22 protein-coding genes and 1 pseudogene are annotated in these 23,686 nt (G+C 62.2%); 9 read left to right on the top strand and 14 right to left on the bottom strand.

The genetic code is table 11. The features are described 5' to 3' along the window. The first annotated feature begins 232 nt into the window (after nt 1–232). Both AC0L14_RS08805 and AC0L14_RS08810 read left to right on the top strand, forming a co-directional pair. Entirely contained in the window at nt 233–616 is a 384-nt protein-coding gene (locus AC0L14_RS08805) for an antitoxin Xre/MbcA/ParS toxin-binding domain-containing protein (protein ID WP_473749182.1), read from the top strand. After that, nucleotides 576–1,364: an RES family NAD+ phosphorylase gene (locus AC0L14_RS08810; protein ID WP_473749183.1), complete on the top strand. Its 789-nt coding sequence runs from the start codon at nt 576–578 to the stop codon at nt 1,362–1,364. Before AC0L14_RS08805 ends, AC0L14_RS08810 begins: the two co-directional genes overlap by 41 nt. Before the next feature lie 254 nt (nt 1,365–1,618). Here the strand turns inward: AC0L14_RS08810 and AC0L14_RS08815 are convergent. Then, nucleotides 1,619–1,852, bottom strand: a pseudogene (locus AC0L14_RS08815) (sulfite exporter TauE/SafE family protein); the annotation flags it as partial. A gap of 139 nt (nt 1,853–1,991) precedes the next feature. On the opposite strand from AC0L14_RS08815, the gene AC0L14_RS08820 reads away from it, so the two are divergent. The 4 genes from AC0L14_RS08820 (at nt 1,992) to AC0L14_RS08835 (ending at nt 4,450) form a co-directional block, all read left to right on the top strand. Beyond that, on the top strand, nt 1,992–2,438 hold the full coding sequence (locus AC0L14_RS08820; protein ID WP_473749184.1) for a thiosulfate oxidation carrier protein SoxY: 447 nt from the start codon (nt 1,992–1,994) through the stop codon (nt 2,436–2,438). A gap of 15 nt (nt 2,439–2,453) precedes the next feature. Beyond that, nucleotides 2,454–2,780, top strand: a complete 327-nt coding sequence (gene soxZ / locus AC0L14_RS08825; protein ID WP_258119666.1) for a thiosulfate oxidation carrier complex protein SoxZ — start codon at nt 2,454–2,456, stop codon at nt 2,778–2,780. A gap of 90 nt (nt 2,781–2,870) precedes the next feature. After that, a complete protein-coding gene (locus AC0L14_RS08830) occupies nt 2,871–3,185 on the top strand; it encodes a c-type cytochrome (RefSeq protein ID WP_473749185.1) in 315 nt (104 codons plus the stop codon). Continuing rightward, entirely contained in the window at nt 3,182–4,450 is a 1,269-nt protein-coding gene (locus tag AC0L14_RS08835) for an FCSD flavin-binding domain-containing protein (protein ID WP_473749187.1), read from the top strand. The genes AC0L14_RS08830 and AC0L14_RS08835 overlap by 4 nt, the downstream gene beginning before the upstream one ends. 8 nt (nt 4,451–4,458) lie before the next feature. On the opposite strand, the gene AC0L14_RS08840 is transcribed toward AC0L14_RS08835, so the two are convergent. From AC0L14_RS08840 to AC0L14_RS08885, 10 genes are all read right to left on the bottom strand, one after another. Continuing rightward, a complete protein-coding gene (locus tag AC0L14_RS08840) occupies nt 4,459–6,585 on the bottom strand; it encodes a heavy metal translocating P-type ATPase (protein WP_473749188.1) in 2,127 nt (708 codons plus the stop codon). Nucleotides 6,586–6,641: 56 nt separating this feature from the next. Further along, nucleotides 6,642–7,370, bottom strand: a complete 729-nt coding sequence (locus AC0L14_RS08845; protein WP_473749190.1) for a sulfite exporter TauE/SafE family protein — start codon at nt 7,368–7,370, stop codon at nt 6,642–6,644. A 49-nt stretch (nt 7,371–7,419) separates the two neighbouring features. Further along, complete coding sequence (locus tag AC0L14_RS08850; protein ID WP_276316467.1) at nt 7,420–7,542, bottom strand: hypothetical protein; 123 nt, start codon at nt 7,540–7,542, stop codon at nt 7,420–7,422. A gap of 169 nt (nt 7,543–7,711) precedes the next feature. After that, a complete protein-coding gene (locus AC0L14_RS08855) occupies nt 7,712–7,921 on the bottom strand; it encodes a hypothetical protein (protein WP_473526989.1) in 210 nt (69 codons plus the stop codon). Next, on the bottom strand, nt 7,893–8,069 hold the full coding sequence (locus AC0L14_RS08860; protein WP_404282276.1) for a hypothetical protein: 177 nt from the start codon (nt 8,067–8,069) through the stop codon (nt 7,893–7,895). The genes AC0L14_RS08855 and AC0L14_RS08860 overlap by 29 nt, the downstream gene beginning before the upstream one ends. 3 nt (nt 8,070–8,072) lie before the next feature. Beyond that, the gene (locus AC0L14_RS08865; RefSeq protein WP_473749191.1) at nt 8,073–9,758 is read right to left on the bottom strand and encodes a cbb3-type cytochrome c oxidase subunit II; all 1,686 of its coding nucleotides are present in this window, start codon (nt 9,756–9,758) and stop codon (nt 8,073–8,075) included. Next, nucleotides 9,755–11,179 (bottom strand): cbb3-type cytochrome c oxidase subunit I, encoded by a 1,425-nt coding sequence (locus AC0L14_RS08870; RefSeq protein ID WP_473749192.1) that lies wholly within the window; start codon nt 11,177–11,179, stop codon nt 9,755–9,757. Before AC0L14_RS08870 ends, AC0L14_RS08865 begins: the two co-directional genes overlap by 4 nt. A 164-nt stretch (nt 11,180–11,343) precedes the next feature. Further along, nucleotides 11,344–11,811: a c-type cytochrome gene (locus AC0L14_RS08875; RefSeq protein ID WP_473749193.1), complete on the bottom strand. Its 468-nt coding sequence runs from the start codon at nt 11,809–11,811 to the stop codon at nt 11,344–11,346. 23 nt (nt 11,812–11,834) lie between these two features. Beyond that, complete coding sequence (locus AC0L14_RS08880; RefSeq protein ID WP_473526992.1) at nt 11,835–12,971, bottom strand: metallophosphoesterase family protein; 1,137 nt, start codon at nt 12,969–12,971, stop codon at nt 11,835–11,837. 90 nt (nt 12,972–13,061) lie between these two features. Further along, a complete protein-coding gene (locus AC0L14_RS08885; protein ID WP_473527007.1) occupies nt 13,062–13,760 on the bottom strand; it encodes a carboxypeptidase regulatory-like domain-containing protein in 699 nt (232 codons plus the stop codon). Nucleotides 13,761–13,952: 192 nt separating this feature from the next. Here AC0L14_RS08885 and AC0L14_RS08890 point away from each other — a divergent pair, with 192 nt between their 5' ends. The 3 genes from AC0L14_RS08890 (at nt 13,953) to groL (ending at nt 17,626) form a co-directional block, all read left to right on the top strand. After that, on the top strand, nt 13,953–14,564 hold the full coding sequence (locus AC0L14_RS08890) for an SCO family protein (protein ID WP_473749194.1): 612 nt from the start codon (nt 13,953–13,955) through the stop codon (nt 14,562–14,564). Nucleotides 14,565–14,670: 106 nt separating this feature from the next. Then, nucleotides 14,671–15,927, top strand: a complete 1,257-nt coding sequence (gene hemA / locus AC0L14_RS08895) for a 5-aminolevulinate synthase (protein ID WP_473749196.1) — start codon at nt 14,671–14,673, stop codon at nt 15,925–15,927. A 55-nt stretch (nt 15,928–15,982) separates the two neighbouring features. Then, nucleotides 15,983–17,626, top strand: coding sequence for a chaperonin GroEL (groL, locus tag AC0L14_RS08900; protein WP_473749198.1), 1,644 nt, complete (start codon nt 15,983–15,985; stop codon nt 17,624–17,626). 400 nt (nt 17,627–18,026) lie between these two features. Here the strand turns inward: groL and AC0L14_RS08905 are convergent, their stop codons facing one another. The 3 genes from AC0L14_RS08905 to mfd all read right to left on the bottom strand — a co-directional run bounded on the left by AC0L14_RS08905 (nt 18,027) and on the right by mfd (nt 23,675). Next, the gene (locus tag AC0L14_RS08905; protein ID WP_473749199.1) at nt 18,027–18,482 is read right to left on the bottom strand and encodes a dihydrofolate reductase family protein; all 456 of its coding nucleotides are present in this window, start codon (nt 18,480–18,482) and stop codon (nt 18,027–18,029) included. A gap of 138 nt (nt 18,483–18,620) precedes the next feature. Next, nucleotides 18,621–19,994 (bottom strand): class II 3-deoxy-7-phosphoheptulonate synthase, encoded by a 1,374-nt coding sequence (locus tag AC0L14_RS08910; protein ID WP_473749219.1) that lies wholly within the window; start codon nt 19,992–19,994, stop codon nt 18,621–18,623. A gap of 183 nt (nt 19,995–20,177) precedes the next feature. Continuing rightward, the gene (gene mfd, locus AC0L14_RS08915; RefSeq protein ID WP_473749200.1) at nt 20,178–23,675 is read right to left on the bottom strand and encodes a transcription-repair coupling factor; all 3,498 of its coding nucleotides are present in this window, start codon (nt 23,673–23,675) and stop codon (nt 20,178–20,180) included. Between the last annotated feature and the right edge of the window lie 11 nt (nt 23,676–23,686).

Below are 23,686 nucleotides of genomic sequence, written 5' to 3' on the forward strand. Positions count from 1 at the left end.
TCAGTCGCCACCCTGAAATCGCCGTTCATGGCATCGGCGTGCTTGCCAGGATTCCAGTTTTGCAGCGGCTATGTCCCAGCAAATGCGACATTCGGCGGGCATGTCACGCACAGCACGGTTTGTACAAAGCGGCGGGCCGCGCGAGCAGCCTCTCGACGGCCCGCCAAATTGTTTAAAGCCAGCGTCTTTCCATATAAATTTTTATAGCATATATTTTCATCAGAAAGGAGAGATGCTTACAATGCAACCCCATTTCGCCGCCAACCCGGCCGAAAATGCAGTCCTGACCAAGGCCACACTGCGCGCCGCAGACCTGCTGGACATTACCGCCAGGATGCTGGCCTCCATCATCGGGGTTTCGGAAGCCACGGTTTCGCGCATGCGCAGGCAAGAATTCCTGCTGGAGCGTGGAACCAAGCCATTCGAGCTTGCCGTTCTGTTCGTCCGGCTGTTCCGCTCGCTCGACGCCATTGTCGGCGGCGACGAGACCGTCGCCCGGGCATGGCTGAAGAACGCGAACACGGCTTTCGATAGCACCCCGCTCGAAAAAATCGTGACGATATCTGGGCTTATCGATGTCATCGCCTATCTGGACTCCCGACGCGCTCTCGTCTGAGGCCGCCAAACTCGACGGCAAGTATTGGCTCGACGGCAAATACTGGCGCATCGTCGAGGCGCAGCACCGCGTCTCGACATTGAAAGTCGTTGACACGCTCGACGAGCAGGCCCTCCTCGAAGACCTGATCGAGGAAACCAAGCCGCAAATCCCCTTGGAATGCCGGCATCTGCATTATCTCTTGGCAACGCCGTTCCGCTATGGCTCGGTCTACCCGCACGGTTCGCGCTTCCGCCGCGCCGGCAGGACCAAGGGCGTCTACTACGCAGCGGAAACCATGATGACCGCCGTCTCTGAGATGGCTTTTTACCGCCTGCTGTTCTTCGCGGAATCGCCGGCTACGCCCTGGCCGCACGACGCCGCCGAATACACGGCCTTCGCCGCTGCGATATGCAGCACAAAGGTGATCGACCTGACGCGGCCGCCGCTCGACCGCGACGCGGCGGCGTGGACGCACCCCACGGACTACGCGGCCTGCCAAAATATCGCCGATGTCGCGCGCGAAGCCGGGCTGGAGGCGATCCGCTATCGCTCCGTGCGCGACCCGAAAGGCGCCAATGTGGCGCTGCTGGCATGTAGCGGCTTTGCCAAGCCGAAACCGCTGGAACCCCATACCTGGCGCATCAGGCTGGGCGCCTTCGGCGTGCAGGCGATCTGTGAGTTCCCGGAAAAGCGGATCGAGTTTTCCAGGACGGCGTTTGCCACCGATCCCCGGCTCAACGGACTGCGCTGGGAGCGCGGGCGCTGACTGGATACTAGTGAAAATCCGACGCTAAACTACCGCTTGGGGTGGGATGCGCCTATGGTCAAATGGAAAGATGCGCCAGGAGCGGACGCTTGGCGCCAATGTGCCAAACGTCTTGATGGGGGCCGGGAGCGGACTGACAGCTTCAGGCTGCGAATATTCAAGAACGGACATTCAGGTTGGTGTGGGCATCGTCGTGACCTGCCCCTAACCCGTCCTTTTTCAGCCTTATCGTGAATGTCGCGCATGCCTGTAAATCAGACATTGCGCTGGCGCGGTTCGAGCGCTCCAGTTAATTCGAGCATCTGATAGCCGGGCCAAGAGTGTGACCAGAGATCCGACAACCCGCAAGACGTCCTTTCCCGCAATGCCTTGACCATCTATCCCGACAGCGGTGCCGCAAAAACGCCTCCAGCGATCAGGCCGGCAACCGCAGTTAGGTAGTCGCAGAATCCGCCGGCGTGCTCCCAACGGCCGGTAAAACAGAGTGCATTGGTTTAAAGGGCGTCCATGGGCACTTCCGCGAGATTGCTCCCAGCGGTTGTCAGTGCTAAATTTCGCAGAAGCTGCCGCACTGATGTGTCCGAGTGCGCCGCCTGCCGCCGCTGGCAGGGTTTGGAGACCGGGACAATGAGCTTGACGCGCCGCGATGTGTTGATCGCCGGGAGTGCGGGGGTCGCCGGGGTCGCGCTTTTCTCGCCGCGGAGCGCGCGTGCGAACGATGAGGCGTTGGATCTCGTCAAACAGCTCACCGGACGGACGGCCACGAGATCAGATCGCCTTCGCCTGATAATGCCGGCGGAGTTCCCGACCGGCTACACCGTGCCCATGAGTCTCGACATCGACAGCCCCATGACCGAGGCCGACCATGTGAGGCAAATCCGCGTGTTCGCACCGCAGAACCCGCTTATCGAAGTCGCCAGTTTCCGCTTCGCCCCGCAACGCACTCTGCCGCGCGTGTCGACACGCATCCGCCTTGCCAAACCGCAACATGTCGTCGCTGTCGCCGAAATGAATGACGGCGTCTTGCTGATGACCACGGCGTGGGTCCGTGTCGCCACGGATGGCTGTGCCTGAGATCGGAGAGAGACAGTGACCACCCCGACACCACGCGTGATCGTGCCAAACACTGCGGCGAAGGGAGAGATTTTTCAGGTCAAGACCATCATCAGCCATCAGATGGAAACAGGGCTACGCCATGATGATCAAGGCAATGTAATCCCGCGCAAGATCATCAATAAGTTTGTCTGCCGCTACAACGAAACTGTGGTGTTCAGTGTCGATCTCCACGAGGCGATTTCGGCCAATCCGTTCTTCGAATTTTCCCTGCGCGCGACGGAGAGCGGCCGGCTCGATTTCGTTTGGGAAGAAGATGGCGGTGCCGTCTTTGCGTTGTCGCACCAGCTCACGGTCGGTTGAGGTGGCGGCGCAATTCAGCTGCGCAAACTGTGGTGTGACGAGTTGGGTGGGAGCGTGACCGCAAAACTCCGAAAAAGACGGGCGTTCAGCATGCGCCCCGTCGTGGGATTTGCGATCGCCACAGGCTTCGTCCTGCTCGTCAGCCAATCCGAAGCGGCGGCGGGCGCTGATCAAGGCGCTCAACTCGCCGCGACCTGTGCGTCCTGCCATCGCCTCGATGGCCACGACAAAGGCATTCCCCCCATCATCGGGCTCGGCGAGGAGAGGCTCACCAGCGCCATGCTTGCCTACCGGGCGAGCCAGAGCCCCAGTTACATCATGCACGCTATCGCGCTCTCGCTCAGCGACGAGGAGATCGCGAGCGTCGCGCGCTATGTCGCAGCGCAGGGAAAGAACCCGCCATGAAATCCTGGACGCGTCGCGAGTTCGGTTGCTTAACGGGAGCAGCGTTGCTGACGGCGCTGCGTCCGCGGATGGCGCTAGGCCAGGCCAAGGCGCGTGTCGTCGTGATCGGCGGCGGCATCGGCGGCGCAACGGTCGCCAAATATCTCGCCTCCAGCGCCACGGCCGTCGACGTGACCCTGGTCGAACCGCGGCAGAGCTACACGACCTGCTTTTTCAGCAATCTCTATCTCGCCGGGCTACGCCCGTTCGAATCGCTCGGCCATGGTTATGAAGCGCTGGCAAGGCAATACGGCATCACCGTCATTCATGAGTCCGCCGCGGCGATTCACCCGGCGGCGAAAACCGTTGCGCTGAACAACGGCTCGAAGCTCAGCTATGACCGTCTCGTTGTTGCGCCGGGCATCGCATTCAGGGACCGGGCGCTTGAGGGCTACGACGATGCGGCGATGGAGATCATGCCGCACGCCTGGAATGCAGGACCGCAAAGCAAGCTGCTGCGCCGGCAGCTGGAAAGCATGGAGGACGGCGGCCTGTTCCTCATCGTCGTTCCGCCGGATCCGTTTCGCTGTCCACCCGCCCCCTATGAGCGCGCTTCGCTCGTCGCATCCTATTTCCAGCACAGCAAACCCAAGGCCAAAATTCTGATCCTCGATGCGAAGGACAAGTTCAACGCACAGGACGTGTTCCAAGACGCCTGGAACCGCCACTATCCGGGAATGATCGAATGGCTGCCGGCCCAGTTTACCGGCGGGGTCACGGCTGTCGATCCGAAGACCCGATCGGTGATAACTGCGGGCGCAACATTCAAGGCCGCGGTCACCAATGTCGTCCCGGCGCAAATGGCCGGGCGCCTGGCGCAGCAGGCCGGGCTCACCGACCAGTCGGGCTGGTGTCCGGTCGATCCGGTCACCTTCGAATCGGCACTGCAGCCCGGCATCCACCTGGTCGGCGACGCGATCATCGGCGGAGATATGCCGAAATCCGCCTTCTGCGCCAACAGCCAGGCCAAAGCCTGCGCCTTTGCCATCGCGGCCGATCTCACCGGATCAGCGCGTTTCCCGGCGCATTTGTTCAACACCTGCTACACCTATCTCGCCCCCGACGATGCGTTCAGCAATGCCATCAGCTTCAAGCCCGTCGATGGGAAGCTCAAGAGCGTCATCAGCTTCGTCAGCAAGGTCGAGGAAAGCTCCGAGGTCCGCCGGCAGGCTGCGCGCGCGGCGGAAGGCTGGTATGACGCGTTCACGCACGACGTGTTTGGCTGAAACGAAACTCAACTCCGCTCGACGGCCGGGCCGGCCATTGCGGAAATGCCGGCGCCATTGTGGGTACGCTCCGCCTTGGTGCCGGATCGTTGCTCCGGGATCAGCGCTGGAACAGGATCGGGCAGCCGCTCCAGCCGCAGCGAATTCACCACCACGAGGATGCTCGAGCCGGCCATGACCGCCGCCGCAAGGATTGGCTGCAGAAGTCCGAATGCTGCGAACGTCAGGGCGACGAGGTTGTAGCCGAACGCCCACATAAGGTTGGTCAAGATGGTCCTGCGGACCGCGCGGGCCACGTCGACGATCCAGGGCAGCATCCACAATCCGTCCGCAGGCAGCACGAGCGCCGCAGTCTCGCGGGCGAGATCGGTGGCGGAGCCGACGGCGATACCGACATCTGCGGCGGCCAGGACCGGCCCGTCATTCAGTCCATCGCCGACCATCGCCACCGAACCGTGGTCATGGCGGAGCCGATCCAGGGCCAGCCGTTTGGCCTCCGGCGAAAGGCCCGCTTGGACGTCCTTGATCCCGACCAGGGCCGCGATCCGCTCCGCCGCTTGCGCCAAGTCGCCGGTCAACAGCGTGGCGTCGAGCCCGCGCTCACGCAGGGCCGCGATCGCGGCCTGCGCCTCGGGAAGCGGTGAATCATCGAGCGACAGCACGGCGTGAACCTGCTCGCCCCAACCGACATAGACCACCGAATGACCGCTCGCCTCCAGCGACCGCGCACGCTCGGCCAGCGACGGGGGAAGCGGCCAGCCCAGATCATTCATCAATCTGCCGTTCCCTGCCGCCACGGGCCGGCCTTCGGCGCTGCCGCGGATGCCACGGCCGGGAACCGTCCGGACATCGCGGGTGACGAGCGGCATGATGCCCCGCTGAGCGGCGGCTGCCGCGATGGCCTGCGCCAGACCATGTTCGGAAAGGCGCTCCAGACCGGCTGCGCGTGCCAGCACGTCGTCGATGCCGACCCCGTCGCGGTCGATGCCGACGAGACGCGCTTTGCCCGCCGTCAGAGTGCCGGTCTTGTCGAAGGCGAGCAACCGCAAATGCGCGAGGGCCTCGAGCACGCCGGGGTCGCGGACCAGGCAACCGTGCCGTGCCAACCGGCCGATGCCGAGCGAGGTCGCCATTGGAGCGGCGAGGCCGACGGCGCAAGGACAGGCAACCACCAGTACCGAGAGGCCAATCAGCAACGCCCGATCGAACGGCAATGACTGCGCCCAGTAAACGATCGTCAGCCCGGCGAGGGCGAGCACGAGCGGCACGGACACGCCAACGACGCGATCGGCAAGGCGTTGGGTTGGACTGCGACGGCTGAGCGCGTCGCGCACCGACCGGCAAATCTGTGCCCAGCGGGTTGCGGTTCCGTCACCGCTGCTTTGGATCAGGAGCGGGCCGTCGATGTTGATACTGCCGGCAATCACCGTGGAGCCGGCGCCCTTTGTCACTTGCCGGCTTTCCCCGGTGATCACGGCTTCATCGGTGTTCGATTCCCCCTCGACAACCACGCCGTCGACTGGAATGCGCTCGCCCGGCCGGACCCGCACCAGCATGCCGGCCGTCACCTCCCGCACCGGGCGGCGGATCTCTGCCGCGCCGTCGACAACGGTTGCGCTCTCGCTTTCGGCGGCCAGGAGAGGTTCGAGGTCGCGCGCCGCCCTGGCGCGGCCAACTGCCTCGAGATAGCGGCCAACGGTGAACAGCATCAGCACCATCACGGCTGTGTCGAAATAGACATGCGTGCTGCCCTCGAACACGGCAAATGCCGAATAAACATAGGCGGCAGCGACGCCAAGCAAGATGAGCGCTGACGATGTCACGCGTCCCTGAATGCCATTGAGCCACATTTCGCGCAGATAAGGTGCGCCGAGAATCACCACCGCCGGCGTCGCGAAGATCCAGAGCAAAAGGTGAATCCACGGCAGCACGCCCGCATCGACGCCGGTGAACGCGTCCGAATAGAGGAGGAGGCTGAACATCATGATATTCATGGAGAGAAAGCCTCCCACGCCGAGCTGGATCAGAAGCCAGGCGGCCTCCCACTCTTCGTGTCTGCCGCTCTTCACCTGAAAGGCGATGCAACAGCCGTAGCAGCAGAAAGCGCAAGCCTCACCGTTGAGCCTGCGCTCCATTGGGCGCCGGCCAACGGGCAGCGAGCAATGGCTACACAAGATATTGCCATGCGCAGTCATGCGGGATGTCCGCCCAGCCAAGCAAGGCCGATATGCGCGTCGGAAGGTAGGAGACCACGGCCAAGCGTGATGAGACCAAGCAAAAGAATAAAGCCACCAGCCAGCCGCACGCCGCGCAGCCGCCAGGCTGGCCCGAGTATCCGGCCGACGCCGCCCATCATCAACATCGCAGGGAAGGTTCCCAGTCCGAACGATGCCATGACGAGAACCCCGGGAAGCGCTCCAGCGGTGCTCGCCGCCTGGGCGGCGAAGGCATAGACGAGGGGACATGGCAGGAAGCCGTTGAACACGCCAAAGGCAAGCGGTGCGGCGCTGCTCCGGGCTGTCAGCAGGCTGCGCAGGGACACTGCAAATGTGCTGCGGCCAAATCCGATAGCAAGCCGGTGAAAGACCTGCAACAAGCCGAAGAACTGCAATGCCATGGCAATCATGAGCAGGCCAGCGCCAATCGCGAGAATTCGCTGGGCGATGTCGAGGGAGCCGTTCAAGAGCGGCGGCGCCGTTAGATCCTGCGTGGTGCAGATGACTTGACCGAGCGCGCCTGCGAGCCCGCCCAGAAAGCAATAGGTTGTCAATCGGCCGGTATTATAGAGCAGGTGGCGAAGGACGGTTGCGCCTCCCCCTCGCTGATCGTGGCCCAGCGCGCAGGCAAAGCCGCCGCACATGCCGATGCAGTGAAAGCTGCCCGCGAACCCAGCGGCGAAGATCACGAGGTAATAGGTCATTGGCAGACCTCCTGCCGACGCACCGTTCGATCAGTGTTGCTCCGCGCCGCTAATGGCGCACGAGGTAAACCACCCATACGAAGAAGGCGATATGCGCTATCGCGCCGCCGACAAAGGCGATCACTTGGAATGGACTCGCATTTGCGAACGAGAAAACGGTATCTGCAAGCATACGCCTCCTCCTGGTCAGCCGAAATAAACAAGGGAAACGTTCAAAGCGAGCGCGGAGAACAGTAGGAAAAGATTCAGAATCGCTAAACCCATTACGATCTTGGCTATCAGCATCTCCTGCTCCTTCACTCAACTCGTCAGCCATCACCTGGCGTGCGCGACCGTGCTCTCTAGCCGATCCTTCCCGGTCCGACTCCGCCCCAATAAAGGTAGGCGTAATAGAGCGCCCAGACGAAAAGAACCGCGTAGACGACCAGCAGCCATATCGGGATATACCCGTGTCGCGACTGGACGGTGCCGCCGGCGTACTCCTCCATCTCGTGGTCGGGGTCCGAACCGTGAGACGGACCGTCACTCTGCTGTGTGCTTGGCGTTGTCATTTTCCGCTTCCCTTTCGTAGAATCTGGTGGCCGCTTCATCGGCGCCGTGGAAGGCGCCTGAAAGCACGCCCCAAATAAAGACACAGAGCGCACCAAGGCTCATAAGCAACGCGCTCACGTAGGGTCCGGTGACCTCAAATCCGAGCATAACTCAGCCTCCTTCGGCAGCATTTTGTTTCTCGGTCACCGATCCGCCGTTACCTTCGCCGAGTTCAGAAGTGTTCTGCGCCGGCACCCCGCCCGGAACATAAGCCTTGTCCGGAGAAGCCGCCTCCAGCGTCAGATCATTAAGCGCCGCGCGATCCGTGTCGCTGATCGTCAGCGCCTGCAATGTGAGCGGGTCTTTATAGGCCGAAAGTGCGAGGACGTAATACGAGAGCGCCCAGCGGTCCTCCTCGGGCAACGAGTCCCGATAGGAGGGCATAGGCGTGCCGCTCAACCCGGTCGTCATGGTGCGGAATATGTCTTCGACCGCTGTCCCCGACTTGAACTGGCCGCCGGTGAGGTCGGCCGGCACAATGCCAAAACCGAGATCGTCCTTCAGCCCGGCAGCCTTCTGGCCATCGCCCTTTCCGCCTTGACCATGGCACTCCCAGCATTTTGCGATCTGCCACACTTCCTTGCCGCGCTCGAGGATTGCCTGGGAAACGGTGGGCGGCTTTGCGATGTAGAGCGGAGGGCCAGGTGGCTCCTCGATGAAGAATGCATAAGGCTGGGCCGGATCGGAGCGGTCCACGGCCAGCTCATACTTGATGTACTGGATGACAGCGAGCCGATCCGTGAGAGGCAGTTCATACCAGGCCGGCATCGCCGTGCCGCGTACCCCGCGGGTGATCGTGCGCAGGAGGTCACCGTCAGTCGGTAGTGGTTCCTTGGTCAGCCGGAATTTGAACACAGCAGCCGCGAAGCTTCGCGGGCGCTGTATGTGAAGGAAGGTCGCAGCAGGCCCATTGCCGTCTCCATTCAGGCCGTGGCAACCGAGACATCGCCGCTTATAGACCTCGCGGCCATGGGCGATCCATTCACTCGAACGCGGGAATGTGACTTCGGTCACTTCAAGCTGCTGCGGTTCAAAAAGATCGCGCCATTTGCCGCGATCCATGCCGAGCTTCTGGACATAAGCGATCAGGCCTTCTAGGTCTTTCGTCTCGGCGGCGATCTTGACCGCGTCGCCTTTGTACTCCTCGTTCGGTATCACAATGACTGGGGCCTTGCCGCGCGCCTGCATGGGCACGAACAGCAGCCCGTCGGCATTGGGCGTGAGCTTGATCTGCTCCTTGCTCGCGAAGTCGAACAGCCCCTCGGAAACCGACGTCCTTTCCAGCGTGCGATTGCCGGCTCCATCATCGACGATCTTGACCGGCTGCTCGGGCTCGTTGAACAGTCCGCGATACGGTGCCATGATCGAATCCGGGGAGAGCATGCGTGGATTCCAGAAATGGGCGAGATGCCACTCGTCACTGAACTTAAGTCCGACCCGCATCAGATCGGGTCCGATGCGCCGCGTGCCGAACAGGTGCGGCACGTCGTAGGCAAACTCGCCTGACTCGGTCACCGGACCCCAGCGGCGTGTCTCGCCGGTCACCGGGCGCACGTACTGGGAATGACAATACCAGCAACCTTCGCGCAGATACACGGCGCGACCGAGCTTTTGCAGCGGCGTGTAATCGGTGGCCTCAGTCATCATCCATTTGAGCTGGCCGAAATCGGTGCGGACCACGGCAGTAACCCGGTTGGTTCGCGCCGAGGGTTCGAAAAATGGCAGGAAGCCCTGGGTGATGAGGGCGGCGAAGAAGAAAAAAATGCCGGCTACTAGCGTAACGAATCGCGCGCTCATCGGTTTGCCCCGCCAGCCGGAACCGGTGCCGAACCGAATGCCGGACCTTCCGCCACTTCGGCGGGGCGGGTCAGCGCCGTCATCATCAGATTAATGACGAGAAGCGTCATCCCGATATCCATGGTTATGCCACCCACGGTACGCACCAGCCAATAGGGTCGCATCGAGATAACCGTGTCGAGCCATTCGGTGCCGGCCATCCACTGGAAGCCTTGCTGCAGTCCGGCGGCGGTCAGCACCAGGCCCATGGTGGAGATACCGACGGTAATCAACCAAAATGCCCAATTGCCCATCGTGAACGACCAAAGCTCGCGCCCACAGGCCCGCGGCCAGACATAGACCAGGCCGCCCATTGCCCAGACCACGAACGTCCCGAACACAGTGAGGTGCGAGTGCGAGATGACGAAATCGGTGAAATGGGTCGGCTGCTGGATCGAGCGCAAGGCCTCCGTCGAGCCTTGGAAACACCCTGCCAGGTACATCAGCGCTCCCATGATCAGGAATTTCGCCGGGAGATTCTTGCCGAAGGCGTTCCAGCGGCCCATCACCGTGCCGAAGAAGTTCACCAGCACCGTCCAAACCGGAATGATCAGCAGCATGGAAGTGACGATCGCGATCGTCTCGGCCCAATCGGCGATCGGGCTGTAAAGATAATGATGGATGCCGACAAAGGGGTAGAACAGGGCGAGGGACCAGAAGCCGACAAGCGAGAGCTTGTGGCCATAGATCGGATTGCCCACGCTGATCGGCAAGAAATTGTAGATCAGCACGTAACCCGCCGGCGTGATCCACAATCCGACGATGTAGTGGAGGTAGAGGCCGTGGAAGGCCGCGCTGTTTATGCCAGAAATCGTGTAGGGCAGGATGATGCCCAGTACGAGATTCATCGTCGTCCAGACGAAAGCCCCGATCAGATACCAGAGTGCGACATAAAGTGGTGGCTCGAGACGTCGGGCGATGGTGATCAGGAACTGTGCGGTCGCCGCGGCGACAACGAAGAAGATCGGGATTTTCGCGAACAGCGGGAACTCGCCCGCTTCGAGGCCGTGGTTTTCGCCGAACGGCAACGAGATGAGCGCCGCCGCCACGGAGACATTCCACAGCCAGGCCAGCGGTACGCCCCATTGCGGCCAGGGCACCCGCACACCGCAGAGGCGCGGCACCAAGTAGTAGCATTCGCCGATGAAGAGGGAGGAAAACGCGCCAAAGATGACGCCGTTGACGTGGACCGGCCGTAACCTGCCGAAGGTCAGTCCCAGGTTGGCAGTGCCTAGATAATCGGGATAATTGAAGAGGCCCGACAGCGCCACACCGATCGACGGTGTGACCAAGAGCCAGAACATGCCCCAATAGAGCCAAGTTCGCACAACCGGCCAGTCGACCAGTTCATCCAGGTCGATACCGGCAAATTTGCCACGCAATGTTTCTTCCACGGGCGCGCCTCTTCCATCACGCGCGCTTGAGCCGCGCGACTTTTCAATACTCCCAATTTTGCCGGCATCGAGACCACCCGATGTCGGTTGCCGGTTTCAGATATCTTCCGGCGCAGCTCGTCCCCTACGCAGCCCGCGCCAAGCCGAAAGAACTAATGCTTGCCGGGGACTAACACCGAGCCGGCGTTCGACCAGAGGATGTACGCTTCCAAGGCCTTCATTGCCTCCGAATCGAACTCGATCTTTTCGCCCTGATTGGGCTTCTCGATGCACCAGTTGATCATGTCGCGTAGCGTCGCGAATTTGTTGATTTCAACCTGGAACTTCGGGTAGGACTGCGGGTGGGTGTCGGAGGCCATGGGATGGCACATTGCGCAGGCCATTCCCGTCTTGGAGAGGACGACGTTCATCTGTTTGGCGGTCGCCGCATCGCCATGGAACAAGAGGTCGCCCTTCCTGACCTCCTCCATGAGCACCTCGTCGAATAGTTTCAACTGCTCCGGTGTGTGAGGTGCCTTGTGGGCACTGCTGGGGCCGACTACGACGGCGACCACCGCAATCGCAGCGACGGAGAACGGACGGCACAACGTGCCGAGAATCGCTCTGATTGTCATCGCCATTCCTCCCTTAGTATGGCCCTCCCTTAGTATGGCCACATATTGTCGGCCATTCGCGGTCGCAACTTCTCGGGCTGACTAAGCGAGGAATCCGGGTCCGACTGAACGAAAACCTCCTTGCGGCCCCACATGATATACTCGACGTCGACCTTGTCGTCGGCGTTCACGTTCACGGTTTCCCAGCCAACCCCATCGAAGTGATCGCCGGGGTCGGCCCGGATCATTGGTTTGGTGAGCTTGGGCACGCCCTCCGGGGCATAGGGCCAGGGCCAGGAGGTCGCCAGCATGCCGATCGAGCGCATGGACCCGATCTCGTTATAGAGTACCTGGTGGACGTGACCATGGATGTTGGTGACCTTGGTATAAGGCTTCAGCACCTCATTCACTTCGCGCCAGTCGCGCACCCAGAAGTTCCAGGGCGGGTAGTACTCGTAGAGCGGATTATGGCTGAAGATGACGATCGGTTTGGACTTATCCCAGTCAGCGAGCGTCTTCTGCATCCAGTCGAGTTGGTCGGGGCCGACGCCTGCCCACGCGCCGGCAACCGTGCCGTCGAGGGTCGCCATATGGCCCATGCGCTCCTCTGGCGTCATCTTCTTCACTGTCCAGTAGTCCGGTCCCCGGCTGACCGTATCGAGCCCGATGAAGCGCACGCCCTTGTGGTCGAAGGTCCAGTTGGGCTGGCCGAACAACTCGCCCCACTTCTTGCCCATATCCAGATACCAGTCATGCTCGCCCGGGATGTAGTACTTCTTGATCGTCAGATCCTTGAGGAGATCGACGCCAAGCTCGAGTTCCTCGATCTTTCCGAGTTGGGCCAGGTCGCCGCCGAAGATCAGGAAGTCGGCCGGCGGATCCATGGCCTGGACCTCTTGCACGGCGCGCACTACCTTGTCGACGAAGCGCGTGTTGAGGGATCTCTCGTAGAGATGGGTGTCCGAAATCCAGGCAAACTTGAAGGGCGCTTCGGCGGCGTGAGCAACGTCGATGGTGTTGAGCAGCGGCCACCACGCGAAGGTCTGGCCGACGGAAGCGGCGCCGAACAGCAGCGATCTGTGAATAAAGGTGCGACGGGTGATTTGCAGCGAGTCGTCGGGGCGCACTCCAGGCGGCTGCAGCACCGCATGCATTTCGCGCCGAATGCGGTCAAGCTCGTCAGACATCAGGTTTCCTCCTCAGTGCAGACCGTTTCTTAAAGCGTCGGTCTTCTCACAGGAACGCGACCCTGTTGCATCAGTGGGTCGCCCATTTTCTTATTTTTTCAGTTCAATCGTCAGACTGGTGGCCTTATTCTCCTCTACCGTTACGGGCTGCTCGATGGGTCCGGTGAAGGGGTGGATCGCCACGAGCTTGTAGTCCCCAGGCGGTACATCGGGGATGCTGAACTTGCCATCGGCGCCGGTGATCGCGTAGTAGGGATTGTCCACCACATAGACCCAGCCTTCCATCCAGCCATGCGCGTCGCAGTCGATGCGGACTGTGCCGGCGCGCTTCAGTTCGACGGGTATGCGCTGGCCCTTATTGGGCAGCGCCAGGTTGAAGGCGGTGCGCTTGCCATAATAGCCATGGGTGTTGTGGAGCATTGGGTCGCTGTTGACCACCTCCAGCGAACCGGCCGGTATCATCTGAACCGCGGGTTCAAAGCGGCATTTGAGGTTGTTAAGCTCAGGCGGCTTGCCGGGCTCCGGCCAGGCTTTTCCCTTTGCCACGTCGACCAGGTACAGCGCCGCGTTCAGCACGGCCTGATCGCCTCCGACCTCGATCAGCGGCTCCTCGCGGGGGGCCCCGCACACCTCGACATCCTTGGTGGGGATGATCTTTGTTGTCGGCACGTCCCCGCGGTAGACGACCGTACCCTCGATCGTTCCGCCTCCCGTGACCGGACTCTCTTCGTAGGCTTGCGTTGGCGCGGACATTGTCGCAACGAAAGCGATCGCCGCCAGCCCGCTCATCAATTCGCGAATCGTCACAGACGCCACCTCCTTCATTAGGACGAGGGGCAACTTTCTAAAATAGGGCCAAACCAGTACCATGTCTAGCCATTCAGCAAAAAAACATGATAAGGTTCGGCAGTTTAGGCGAGTTTGCTAGTTGCAAACGTCGCGGGTTTTGGAGCGTCTTTCTCGAGGTACCGGAGGTACTTGATGAGCCGACGTCATGAACTCCTCGCTCCGGGCCTACGGTCCCTATCCCGCTTCTGCATCATATTCGCAGCGGCCCTGTCGATCTGCCAACCGCTCGCGCGGACTGACTCGCCCGTGACGGTCGGCGGCTCATTCACGCTTACGGCGCCGGACGGAACGACGGTCACCGATGAGACTTATCGCGGCAAATGGCTGCTGGTTTTCTTCGGCTATACTTCTTGTCCCGACATCTGTCCGACGACGCTGTCCTCAATCGCCGCGGCGATTGAGGAACTCGGCCCCGACGCCGCAAAACTGCAACCGCTCTTCATCACCGTCGATCCCGAACGCGACACGCCTGAAGTGATGGGGAAATACGCCGGGGCGATCGATCCAAGGATCGTCGGACTCACCGGCAGTCCGCAACAGATCGCCGCGGTTGCCCAGGGATATGGCGCCTATAGCGCGCGCCACAAAACTGAAGCGGGCGCCGAAGACTACGTCGTCGACCATAGTACTTACATCTACATTATGGATCCTCAGGGCAAATTCGTCCGAGGCCTGGACGTCGACACGCCGGCCAGTCTCATTGCCGACACGCTGCGCAAAATCATGGCGCAGCCCGATGAATGAAGGAAGCCTTAGCTAGAGTTGCAGATAAGGCAAATTGTGAGGTGTAACCAAAGGTCGGCGCGATGAGAGAGATCGAGATCTGCGGCGACCGGAAATTGGGGGGAGCATGAGCGATAGCCGATGGCAGTCCTGGGAGGCCGGCGTCACGAGTTATGACGGGTTCTTTGCCGACGCCATCGCGCGGCTGCAGGAGGAGCGGCGCTACCGGGTCTTCGTGGACCTCGAGCGGATCGCAGGCCGATTCCCCCACGCCGTGTGGCACTCCCCGCAAGGACCGAAGGACGTCGTCATCTGGTGCTCCAACGACTATCTCGGGATGGGACAACACCCGAGGGTCGTTGCAGCCATGATCGAAGCGGCGACCCGGATGGGGACCGGGGCCGGCGGAACGCGCAACATCGCTGGCACCAATCATCCGCTGGTCGAACTCGAGGGCGAGCTTGCTGATCTCCACGGCAAGGAGGCGGCGCTGGTCTTCACGTCCGGCTATGTCTCGAACCAGACCGGCATCTCGACCATCGCCAAGCTGGTCCCCGGCTGTCTGATCCTGTCCGATGCGCTCAACCACAATTCGATGATCGAGGGCATCCGCCAGTCCGGTACGGAGAAGACCATCTTCCGCCACAACGACGTCGATCATCTCGAGGAATTGTTGAAGACGGCGGGTCCGGATCGGCCAAAACTCATCGTCTTCGAAAGTCTCTATTCGATGGGCGGCGACGTCGCGCCAATCAATCGCATTTGCGATATCGCCGATCGTTACGGCGCAATGACCTATCTCGACGAGGTCCATGCTGTGGGCATGTACGGCCCTCGCGGCGCCGGCATCGCCGCGCGCGACGGCGCCATGAACCGGATCGATGTGATCGAAGGCACGCTCGCCAAGGCCTTCGGCTGCCTCGGCGGCTATATCACGGGAAGTGCTGTGCTGATCGATGCGGTTCGTTCCTATGCTCCGGGTTTCATCTTCACCACCGCGTTGCCGCCGGCGATCTGCGCCGCGGCCACAGCGGCGATCCGGCATCTGAAAACCTCGCAGTGGGAGCGCAAGCGCCAGCAGGACCGCGTCCGGCGGGTCAAGGCGGCGCTGGGTGCGGCTGCGCTGCCGGTCATCCTGAGCGACACCCATATCGTTCCGGTGGCCGTCGGTGATCCGGCGCATTGCAAAGCGGCGAGCGACCTGCTGCTGAGCGAGCACGACATCTATATCCAGCCGATCAATTATCCGACCGTAGCAAAGGGAACTGAGCGGCTGCGCATCACGCCGACACCCTGTCATGAGGACATCATGATTGATCGGCTCGCGGCAGCTCTGTCCGATGTCTGGAATCGGCTCGGGCTGCCACGGGACAATCTCGCCTGAGCGGCCGAATGAAGCTTCGCCGTTCCCCGTAGATTAGGTCTTAAGGATCAAGGAAATGGCTGCCAAGGAGATCATGTTTTCGTTCGAGGCTCGCGACAGAATGCTGCGCGGCATTGACACCCTGGCGAATGCGGTGAGCGTCACGCTTGGCCCGCGGGGGCGCAACGTCGCGATCGGCAGGGAGCACGGCGCGCCGCGGGTCACGAAGGACGGCGTGACCGTCGCCAGGGAAATCGAACTCGACAACAAGTTCGAGAACATGGGCGCCCAGATGGTGCGCGAGATAGCAACAAAAACCTCCTATCAGGCCGGCGACGGCACGACCACCGCCGTCGTGCTCGCGCATGCGATCGCCCGGGAGGGCGCCAAGGCGGTGGCCGCCGGCATGAATCCCATGGACCTGAAGCGCGGCATCGATCTCGCGGTCGAAGCCGTCGTCGCGGAACTCAAAAACAACGCCACGAAGGTCACCTCGAACGTCGAGATTGCGCAAGTCGGCACCATCTCGGCCAACGGCGACAGGGAGATCGGCCGCTGCCTCGCCGACGCCATGAAGAGGATCGGCAATGACGGCGTGATCACTGTCGAGGACGGGACGTCGCTCGAAACCGAACTCGAATTCGTCGAGGGCATGCAGTTCGACCGCGGCTATATCTCGCCCCATTTCATCACCAATCGCGCAAAGATGCGGGTCGAGATGCAGGATGCCTATGTCCTCATCAGCGAGAAGAAACTGTCCAGTCTGAACGAAATACTGCCGCTGCTGGAGAAGGTGGTGCAGGCCGGCAAGCCGCTGCTCATCATCGCCGAGGATGTCGAGAGTGAGGTGATTGCGGCGCTGGTGGTCAACAAGTTGCGCGGCGCTCTCAAGGTTGCAGCCGTGAAGGCGCCGGCCTACGGAAACCGCCGCAAGGCGATGCTGCAGGATCTCGCGCTGATGACAGGCGGAACGGTGATCTCGGAGGATATGGGTATCAAGCTCGAGCATGCTTCCCTCGATATGCTCGGGCGCACCAAGAAGGTGATGATCGACAAGGCAAACACCACGATCGTCGGCGGCGCCGGCAAGCGGGAAAGAATCGAGGCCCGCATCGCCGAGATCAAGCTCGAGCTTGCGGAAACCACCTCCGATTTCGACCGCGAGAAGCTCCAGGAGCGGCTGGCCAGGCTCGCCGGTGGCGTCGCCGTTATCCGGGTCGGCGGTGCAACCGAAGTCGAAGTCAGGGAGAAGAAGGATCGCATCGATGACGCGATGAACGCGACAAGAGCCGCGGTTGCAGAGGGCATTCTCCCCGGCGGTGGGGTCGCCTTGCTGCGCGCCGGCAGGGCGCTCAAGAAGCTCAAGGGCAGCAACGAGGACCAGCAGGTCGGCATCGCGATCGTCAGGAAGGCGATCACCTGGCCGGCTCGGCAGATCGCGATCAATGCCGGCCTGGAAGGCTCGGTCGTCATCGCCGGGATCCTCGAAAACGACGACAACGCCTATGGCTACGATGCCCAATCGGGCGTGTACGGGGATCTGGTGTCAAAGGGCATCATCGACCCGGCCAAGGTGGTTCGAACGGCGCTGCAGGGCGCAGCCTCGGTGGCAGGCCTCCTCATCATGACGGAGGCCATGGTGGCCGAAGTGCCTGGCCCGCCGCCGCCGGAGCTTCCCGGTCACGAGCATCATCATCACGATATGGATTTGGATTTCTGACCGCTTCGCGGTCGTAATCCGGGCTCGCGACCATCAACAATGATCTCGTCCGCTATCGAGGTGAGACAAGTCGTCGAGGATCACGGTATCCAAGGTCGGCTCATGGCGCGCCTGCGACCTCCAACGTGGCCACCGGCGATGTCTGCTTTCGGAAAGCGGCAAATCTGATCTCTACGGCCGACATGCGGCGCAGAGCTGCCATTCAGAATCTGACGTGTGGGCGTCGCCTTCGGGTCATCTGTGCGAATTCGTCCTTGGCTGACGAACCTCCGCTCTCGCCAAAACGACGTCGGGCCACGACTCAACCAGCGGGTGCGTAGCGCAGCAGCGTCACGCCCTGGGTAAGGCTTTCCTTACCAAGCGGCCTCAAGGTCAGCGACAGGCCGGACTGGAAGTACGGCTAGCCGCCGCCTAGCACGACCGGGTGCATGTAGAGCCTGTACTCGTCGATGAGACCGGATCGTGCGAGAAGCGCGGCAAGATCGGCGCCGGCGACGGTGATCTCGCCATCCGCTTCCGACTTGAGAGATCTCACCACGTTCTCGACATCGCCGTTCGCCAGACGGGCATTAGGTCCGACTTCCCGAAGCGTCGTCGAAAACACGATCTTCGGGGTCCCGCGCCAGGCGCGGGCAAAATCCTGCTCGATCTCGGCACCGGTCTCTCGGTCCGGACTGTCCCAGAAGCGCATCATCTCGTACATCCGGCGTCCACAGAGCGCGATCGAGGTCTGCCTCATCATGTCGTTGAAATGCCGGTGCAGCTCCCCTTCGGGTACCGGAAGGGCAATGTCTCCGTCCGGCCCGGCGATGTAGCCGTCCAGGGACATCAGCATGGCGTAGACGATCCTGGCCATTGGTGCCTCCGTTCTGTCCCGGCACAAAGGCACATAACCAATTGCCTTTTGCAACCAGTTTATCGCTAGGCGCGTGGAATCAAGAAGCGTCGGATTTCTCCGGCGCTTCTTTATCGTGAATTCCGATGGTGACTGAAATCAGCCGTTAACGGCCTGCTTGTGCTGAACCGGGTGGCTCTTCTTGAGCAGGTCCGACACCAGAAACGCCAGTTCGATCGCCTGGTCGGCGTTGAGGCGCGGGTCGCAATGGGTGTGGTAGCGATCCTGCAGCTCCTCGGCGGTGATGGCGCGGGCGCCACCGGTGCATTCGGTGACGTTCTTGCCGGTCATCTCGATATGGATGCCGCCCGGATGCGTGCCTTCGGCGCGATGCACCTCGAAGAAGCTCTGCACTTCCTTCAGAATGCGGTCGAACGGCCGTGTCTTGTAGCCGGCGGCCTCGATCGTGTTGCCATGCATCGGGTCCGACGACCACACCACGCTGCGGCCCTCCTTCTTCACTGCGCGGACCAGCTTCGGCAGATGCTCGGCGACCTTGTCGGAGCCGAAGCGCGCGATCAGCGTCAGCCGGCCGGGCTCGTTTTCCGGATTGAGCAGGTCGATGAGCTGCAGCAAGCCGTCCGGCGTCAGCGACGGGCCGCATTTCAGGCCCAGCGGGTTCTTGATGCCACGGCAGTACTCGACATGGGCATGGTCGGGCTGGCGGGTGCGATCGCCGATCCAGATCATATGGCCGGAGGTCGCGTACCAGTCGCCTGAGGTCGAATCGACGCGGGTCAGCGCCTCCTCATAGCCGAGCAGCAGCGCCTCGTGGCTGGTGTAGAAGTCGGTCTCGCGCAGCGCGTAATTGGTCTCCGAGGTGATGCCGACAGCCTTCATGAAATCCATCGTCTCGGTGATGCGGTTGGCGAGCGACTCGTATTTCTCGCCCTGCGGGCTGTCTGACACGAAGCCCAGCATCCATTGATGCACGTTCTCGAGGCTGGCATAGCCGCCCTGGGCGAAGGCGCGCAACAGGTTGAGCGTCGCCGCCGACTGGCGATAGGCCATCTCCTGGCGTGCGGGATCGGGAATACGCGACTTGGCGTCGAACTCGATGCCGTTGATGATGTCGCCGCGATAGCTGGGCAGCGTCACGCCGCCCTTGGTCTCGTTGTCGGACGAGCGCGGCTTGGCGAACTGGCCGGCAACACGGCCGACCTTCACCACTGGCTGCGCGCCGGCGAAGGTCAGCACCACAGACATCTGCAGGAAGACGCGGAAGAAGTCGCGGATGTTGTCCGCGCCATGCTCGGCAAAACTCTCGGCGCAATCGCCACCCTGCAAAAGGAATGCGTCACCGGCAGCGACGGTCGCAAGCTGCTTCTTCAGCTTGCGTGCCTCACCTGCAAAAACCAGCGGCGGAAAGGTGGCGAGCTGGGCTTCCGTGTTCTTCAGCGCGGCAAGATCCGGATAGGCAGGAACCTGCTGGATCGGCTTTGCTCTCCACGAATTCGGCGACCATTTCGTCATCGTTGCACCCAACGTTCTTTCCAGCGGGTGCTATCGCCCGCCATTTCGCCCCCCAAATGGGGATCGCGGCTCCATACACGAAGCCGATTTCCTATTCTAGACCGGATTTGGACGTGTGGCGAATGGCCGTGATGCGCCGGAACTGCCGGCGTAGTCGTTGGCCAAAGCAGCAGCAACGCCTTGCTAGGCAGCCTTCTCCACCAGCCGGGCCAATTGCGTCATGACGACGGCGGCCCCGGCCAGACGCTTTTCAGGGGTCGGCCAGTCGCGGCTGAACACGACGCTGTGGTCCGGCCGTATCTTGGCCAGCGAGCCCTGCTCGCCAATGAGCGTGACCAGTCCGACGGGGTTCGAGAACTCGCGCTTGCGGAAGTGGATGACGACGCCCTTTGGTCCGGCATCGAGCTTTTCGACATTGGCCTTGCGGCAGAGCGCCTTGATGAAGACGATCTTCAGCAGATGCTTCACTTCCTCCGGCAACGGTCCGAAGCGGTCGATCAGCTCGGCGCCGAAGGCGTCGATCTCCTCGGTGTTTTCGAGGTCGCCGAGGCGGCGATAGAGCGCCAGCCGCAGCTGCAGGTCCGGAACATAGCTTTCCGGGATCATCACCGCCGTGCCGACGGCGATCTGCGGCGACCAGCCGCCATCCTGCACCTCGCCGGAATCCTTCACCTCGGCAACGGCTTCCTCCAGCATCTGCTGGTAAAGCTCGAAGCCGACCTCCTTGATGTGGCCGGACTGCTCTTCGCCGAGAAGATTGCCGGCGCCGCGAATGTCGAGATCGTGGCTGGCGAGTTGGAAGCCGGCGCCCAGCGTGTCGAGCGACTGCAGAACCTTCAGCCGGCGCTCGGCGGTGTCGGTCAGCTTGCGGTTGGCCGGCAACGTGAACAGCGCATAGGCACGCACCTTCGAGCGGCCGACGCGGCCGCGCAGCTGGTACAGCTGCGACAGGCCGAACATATCGGCGCGATGCACGATCAGCGTGTTGGCGGTCGGGATATCGAGGCCGGATTCGACAATGGTTGTCGACAGCAGCACATCGTACTGGCCGTCGTAGAAGGCGTTCATGATGTCGTCGAGCTCGCCAGGCGGCATCTGGCCGTGAGCGACAGCCACCTTCAGCTCTGGAACGGATTCACGAAGGAAATCATGTATTTCCGCCAGATCGCTGATGCGTGGCACGACATAGAAGGAATGACCGCCGCGGTAGCGTTCCCGGAGCAGGGTCTCGCGGATGACCAGCGGGTCGAAGGGCGAGATGAAGGTGCGCACCGCCAGGCGGTCGACCGGCGGCGTGGCGATCAGCGACAGTTCGCGCACGCCGGTCAGCGCCAGTTGCAGCGTGCGCGGGATCGGCGTTGCCGACAGCGTCAGCACATGTACGTCGCTCTTCAGGTCCTTCAGCCGTTCCTTGTGCTTAACGCCAAAGTGCTGTTCCTCGTCGATGATCAACAGGCCGAGATTCTTGAACGAGATCGACGAGCCGAGCAGCGCGTGAGTGCCGACGACGATGTCGACCGTGCCTTCGGCGATACCTTTTTTCGTCTCTGCCAGTTCCTTGGCGCCGACCAGCCGCGAAGCCTGGGCGACGCGGATCGGCAAGCCGGAGAAGCGCTGCGAGAAGGTCTTGAAATGCTGGCGCGAGAGAAGCGTCGTCGGCACCACCACCGCGACCTGAAAGCCTTCCATCGCCGCGATGAAGGCGGCGCGAAGCGCAACTTCCGTCTTGCCGAAGCCGACATCGCCGCAGATCAGCCGGTCCATCGGCTTTCCGGCGCCCAGGTCGCCCATGACCGAATCGATCGCCGTCTGCTGGTCGTCGGTCTCCTCATAGGGAAACCGCGCGGCGAATTCGCCATAGAGACCGTCCGCCGGCACCAGCGAAGGAGCGGCGCGCATTTGCCGCTCGGCGGCGATGCGAATCAACTGCCCGGCCATGTCGAGCAGCCGCCGCTTCAGCCGCGCCTTGCGCGACTGCCAGGCGCCGCCGCCAAGCTTGTCCAATGTCGCTTCGGCCGAATCCGAACCATAGCGCGACAGAAGTTCGATGTTCTCGACCGGCAGGAACAGCCGGTCGTCGCCGGCATAATGGATTTCCAAGCAATCATGCGGCGCGCCGACCGCCTCGATGGTGCGCAGTCCGATAAAGCGGCCAATGCCGTGATCGGTATGGACGACGATGTCGCCGGAGGACATCGCCGAGGCCTCGGCGATGAAGTCCGAAGCGCGCTTCTTGCGCTTCGAACGACGGATCAGCCGGTCGCCCAGGATGTCCTGCTCGGCGATGATGACCAGTTTCTCGGTCTCGAAGCCGGATTCGAGCGGCAGCACGGCAAGTCCCGCCTGCCCCGGTTCGAGCTTTTCCGCCTCGGCCAGTGTGGCGACCGGCCTGAGATTGCCGAGGTGATGCTCGGCCAGGATCTGGCCGAGCCGGTCTAGCGAACCTTCGGTCCAGCCGGCGATGACGACGCGGCGGCGAGCGGCCCGCTCATTGGCAATGTGTTTTACGACGACGTCGAAGACGTTGACATTGGGATCGGCGCGTTCCTCGACGAAGCTGCGGCCATGCCGCGAGCCGGCATGGAAGATTTTCTTGGCGCCGGCGTCGGGCGCGTCGAACGGCGTGAAGTCGATCCCTTCGCGCGGGCCAAGCGAGGCGATGAGGTTTTCGGGCGACAAATAAAGCAGGTCGGGCGGCACCGGCTTGTAGGGGACGGCGTCCTTCAGCGCGCCGTCGGCCTGCTTCCTGCGCGCCTCGTAATGGTCGAGGATCAGCGCATGGCGCTCGGCCAGCGCCTCATGCGCCAGATGGTCGAACACGACAGGCGCGTCCGGCAGATAGTCGAACACCGTCTCCAGCCGCTCGTAGAAGAACGGCAGCCAATGTTCCATGCCGGCGAAACGCCGTCCCTCGCTGACCGCCGCATACAGCCCATCGTCGCGCGAGGGTGCGCCAAAGGCATCGATGTAGCTGCGGCGGAAGCGGCTGATGGTCTCCGGCGTCAGCGCCACTTCGCTCATCGCCTGCAGCGCCATCGACTTGCGCTGGCCGGTGGTGCGCTGCGTGGCGGCGTCGAAGACGCGGATCGATTCCAGCGTGTCGCCGAAGAAATCGAGCCGCAGCGCTTCCGTCCAGCCCGGTGCGAACAGGTCCAGAATGCCGCCGCGCACGGCAAACTCGCCGACCCCGCGCACGGTCGGCACCCTTTCGAACCCGGAAATCTCCAGCCGCGACACCAGTGCATTCATGTCGATCTGGTTGCCGGGTTCGGCGTGAAACATCTGCGCCTCGACGAGGCTTGCCGGCGGGATGCGCTGCAGTAGCGCATTGGCTGTGGTGAGGATGACGGCGCGGTGTGGTTTCTTCGCCAGCGCGATCATCGCTGTGAGTGCATCGAGCCGCCTTGCCGCAGCATCCGCCCCGGGCGAAACGCGGTCGTAGGGCAGACAGTCCCAAGCCGGCAGTTCGAGCACCGGCAGGCCAGGCGCGGCGAATGAAAGCGCCTCGACGATCGAAGGCAGGCGCTGGCCGTCGCGGGCCACGAACAGCACCGGCTTGTCGGGCGCGATCTCGTGTGCCGCCTGCACCAGCGCAAAGGCTTCGTAACCGTCGGCGACACCGTCGACGATGAACTGGCCGGCGCGGCCTTTCGGCAGGCCGATCGAGGGAATGAGGCTCATGGATTACACGT

Source organism: Mesorhizobium sp. WSM4841, from assembly GCF_055811515.1.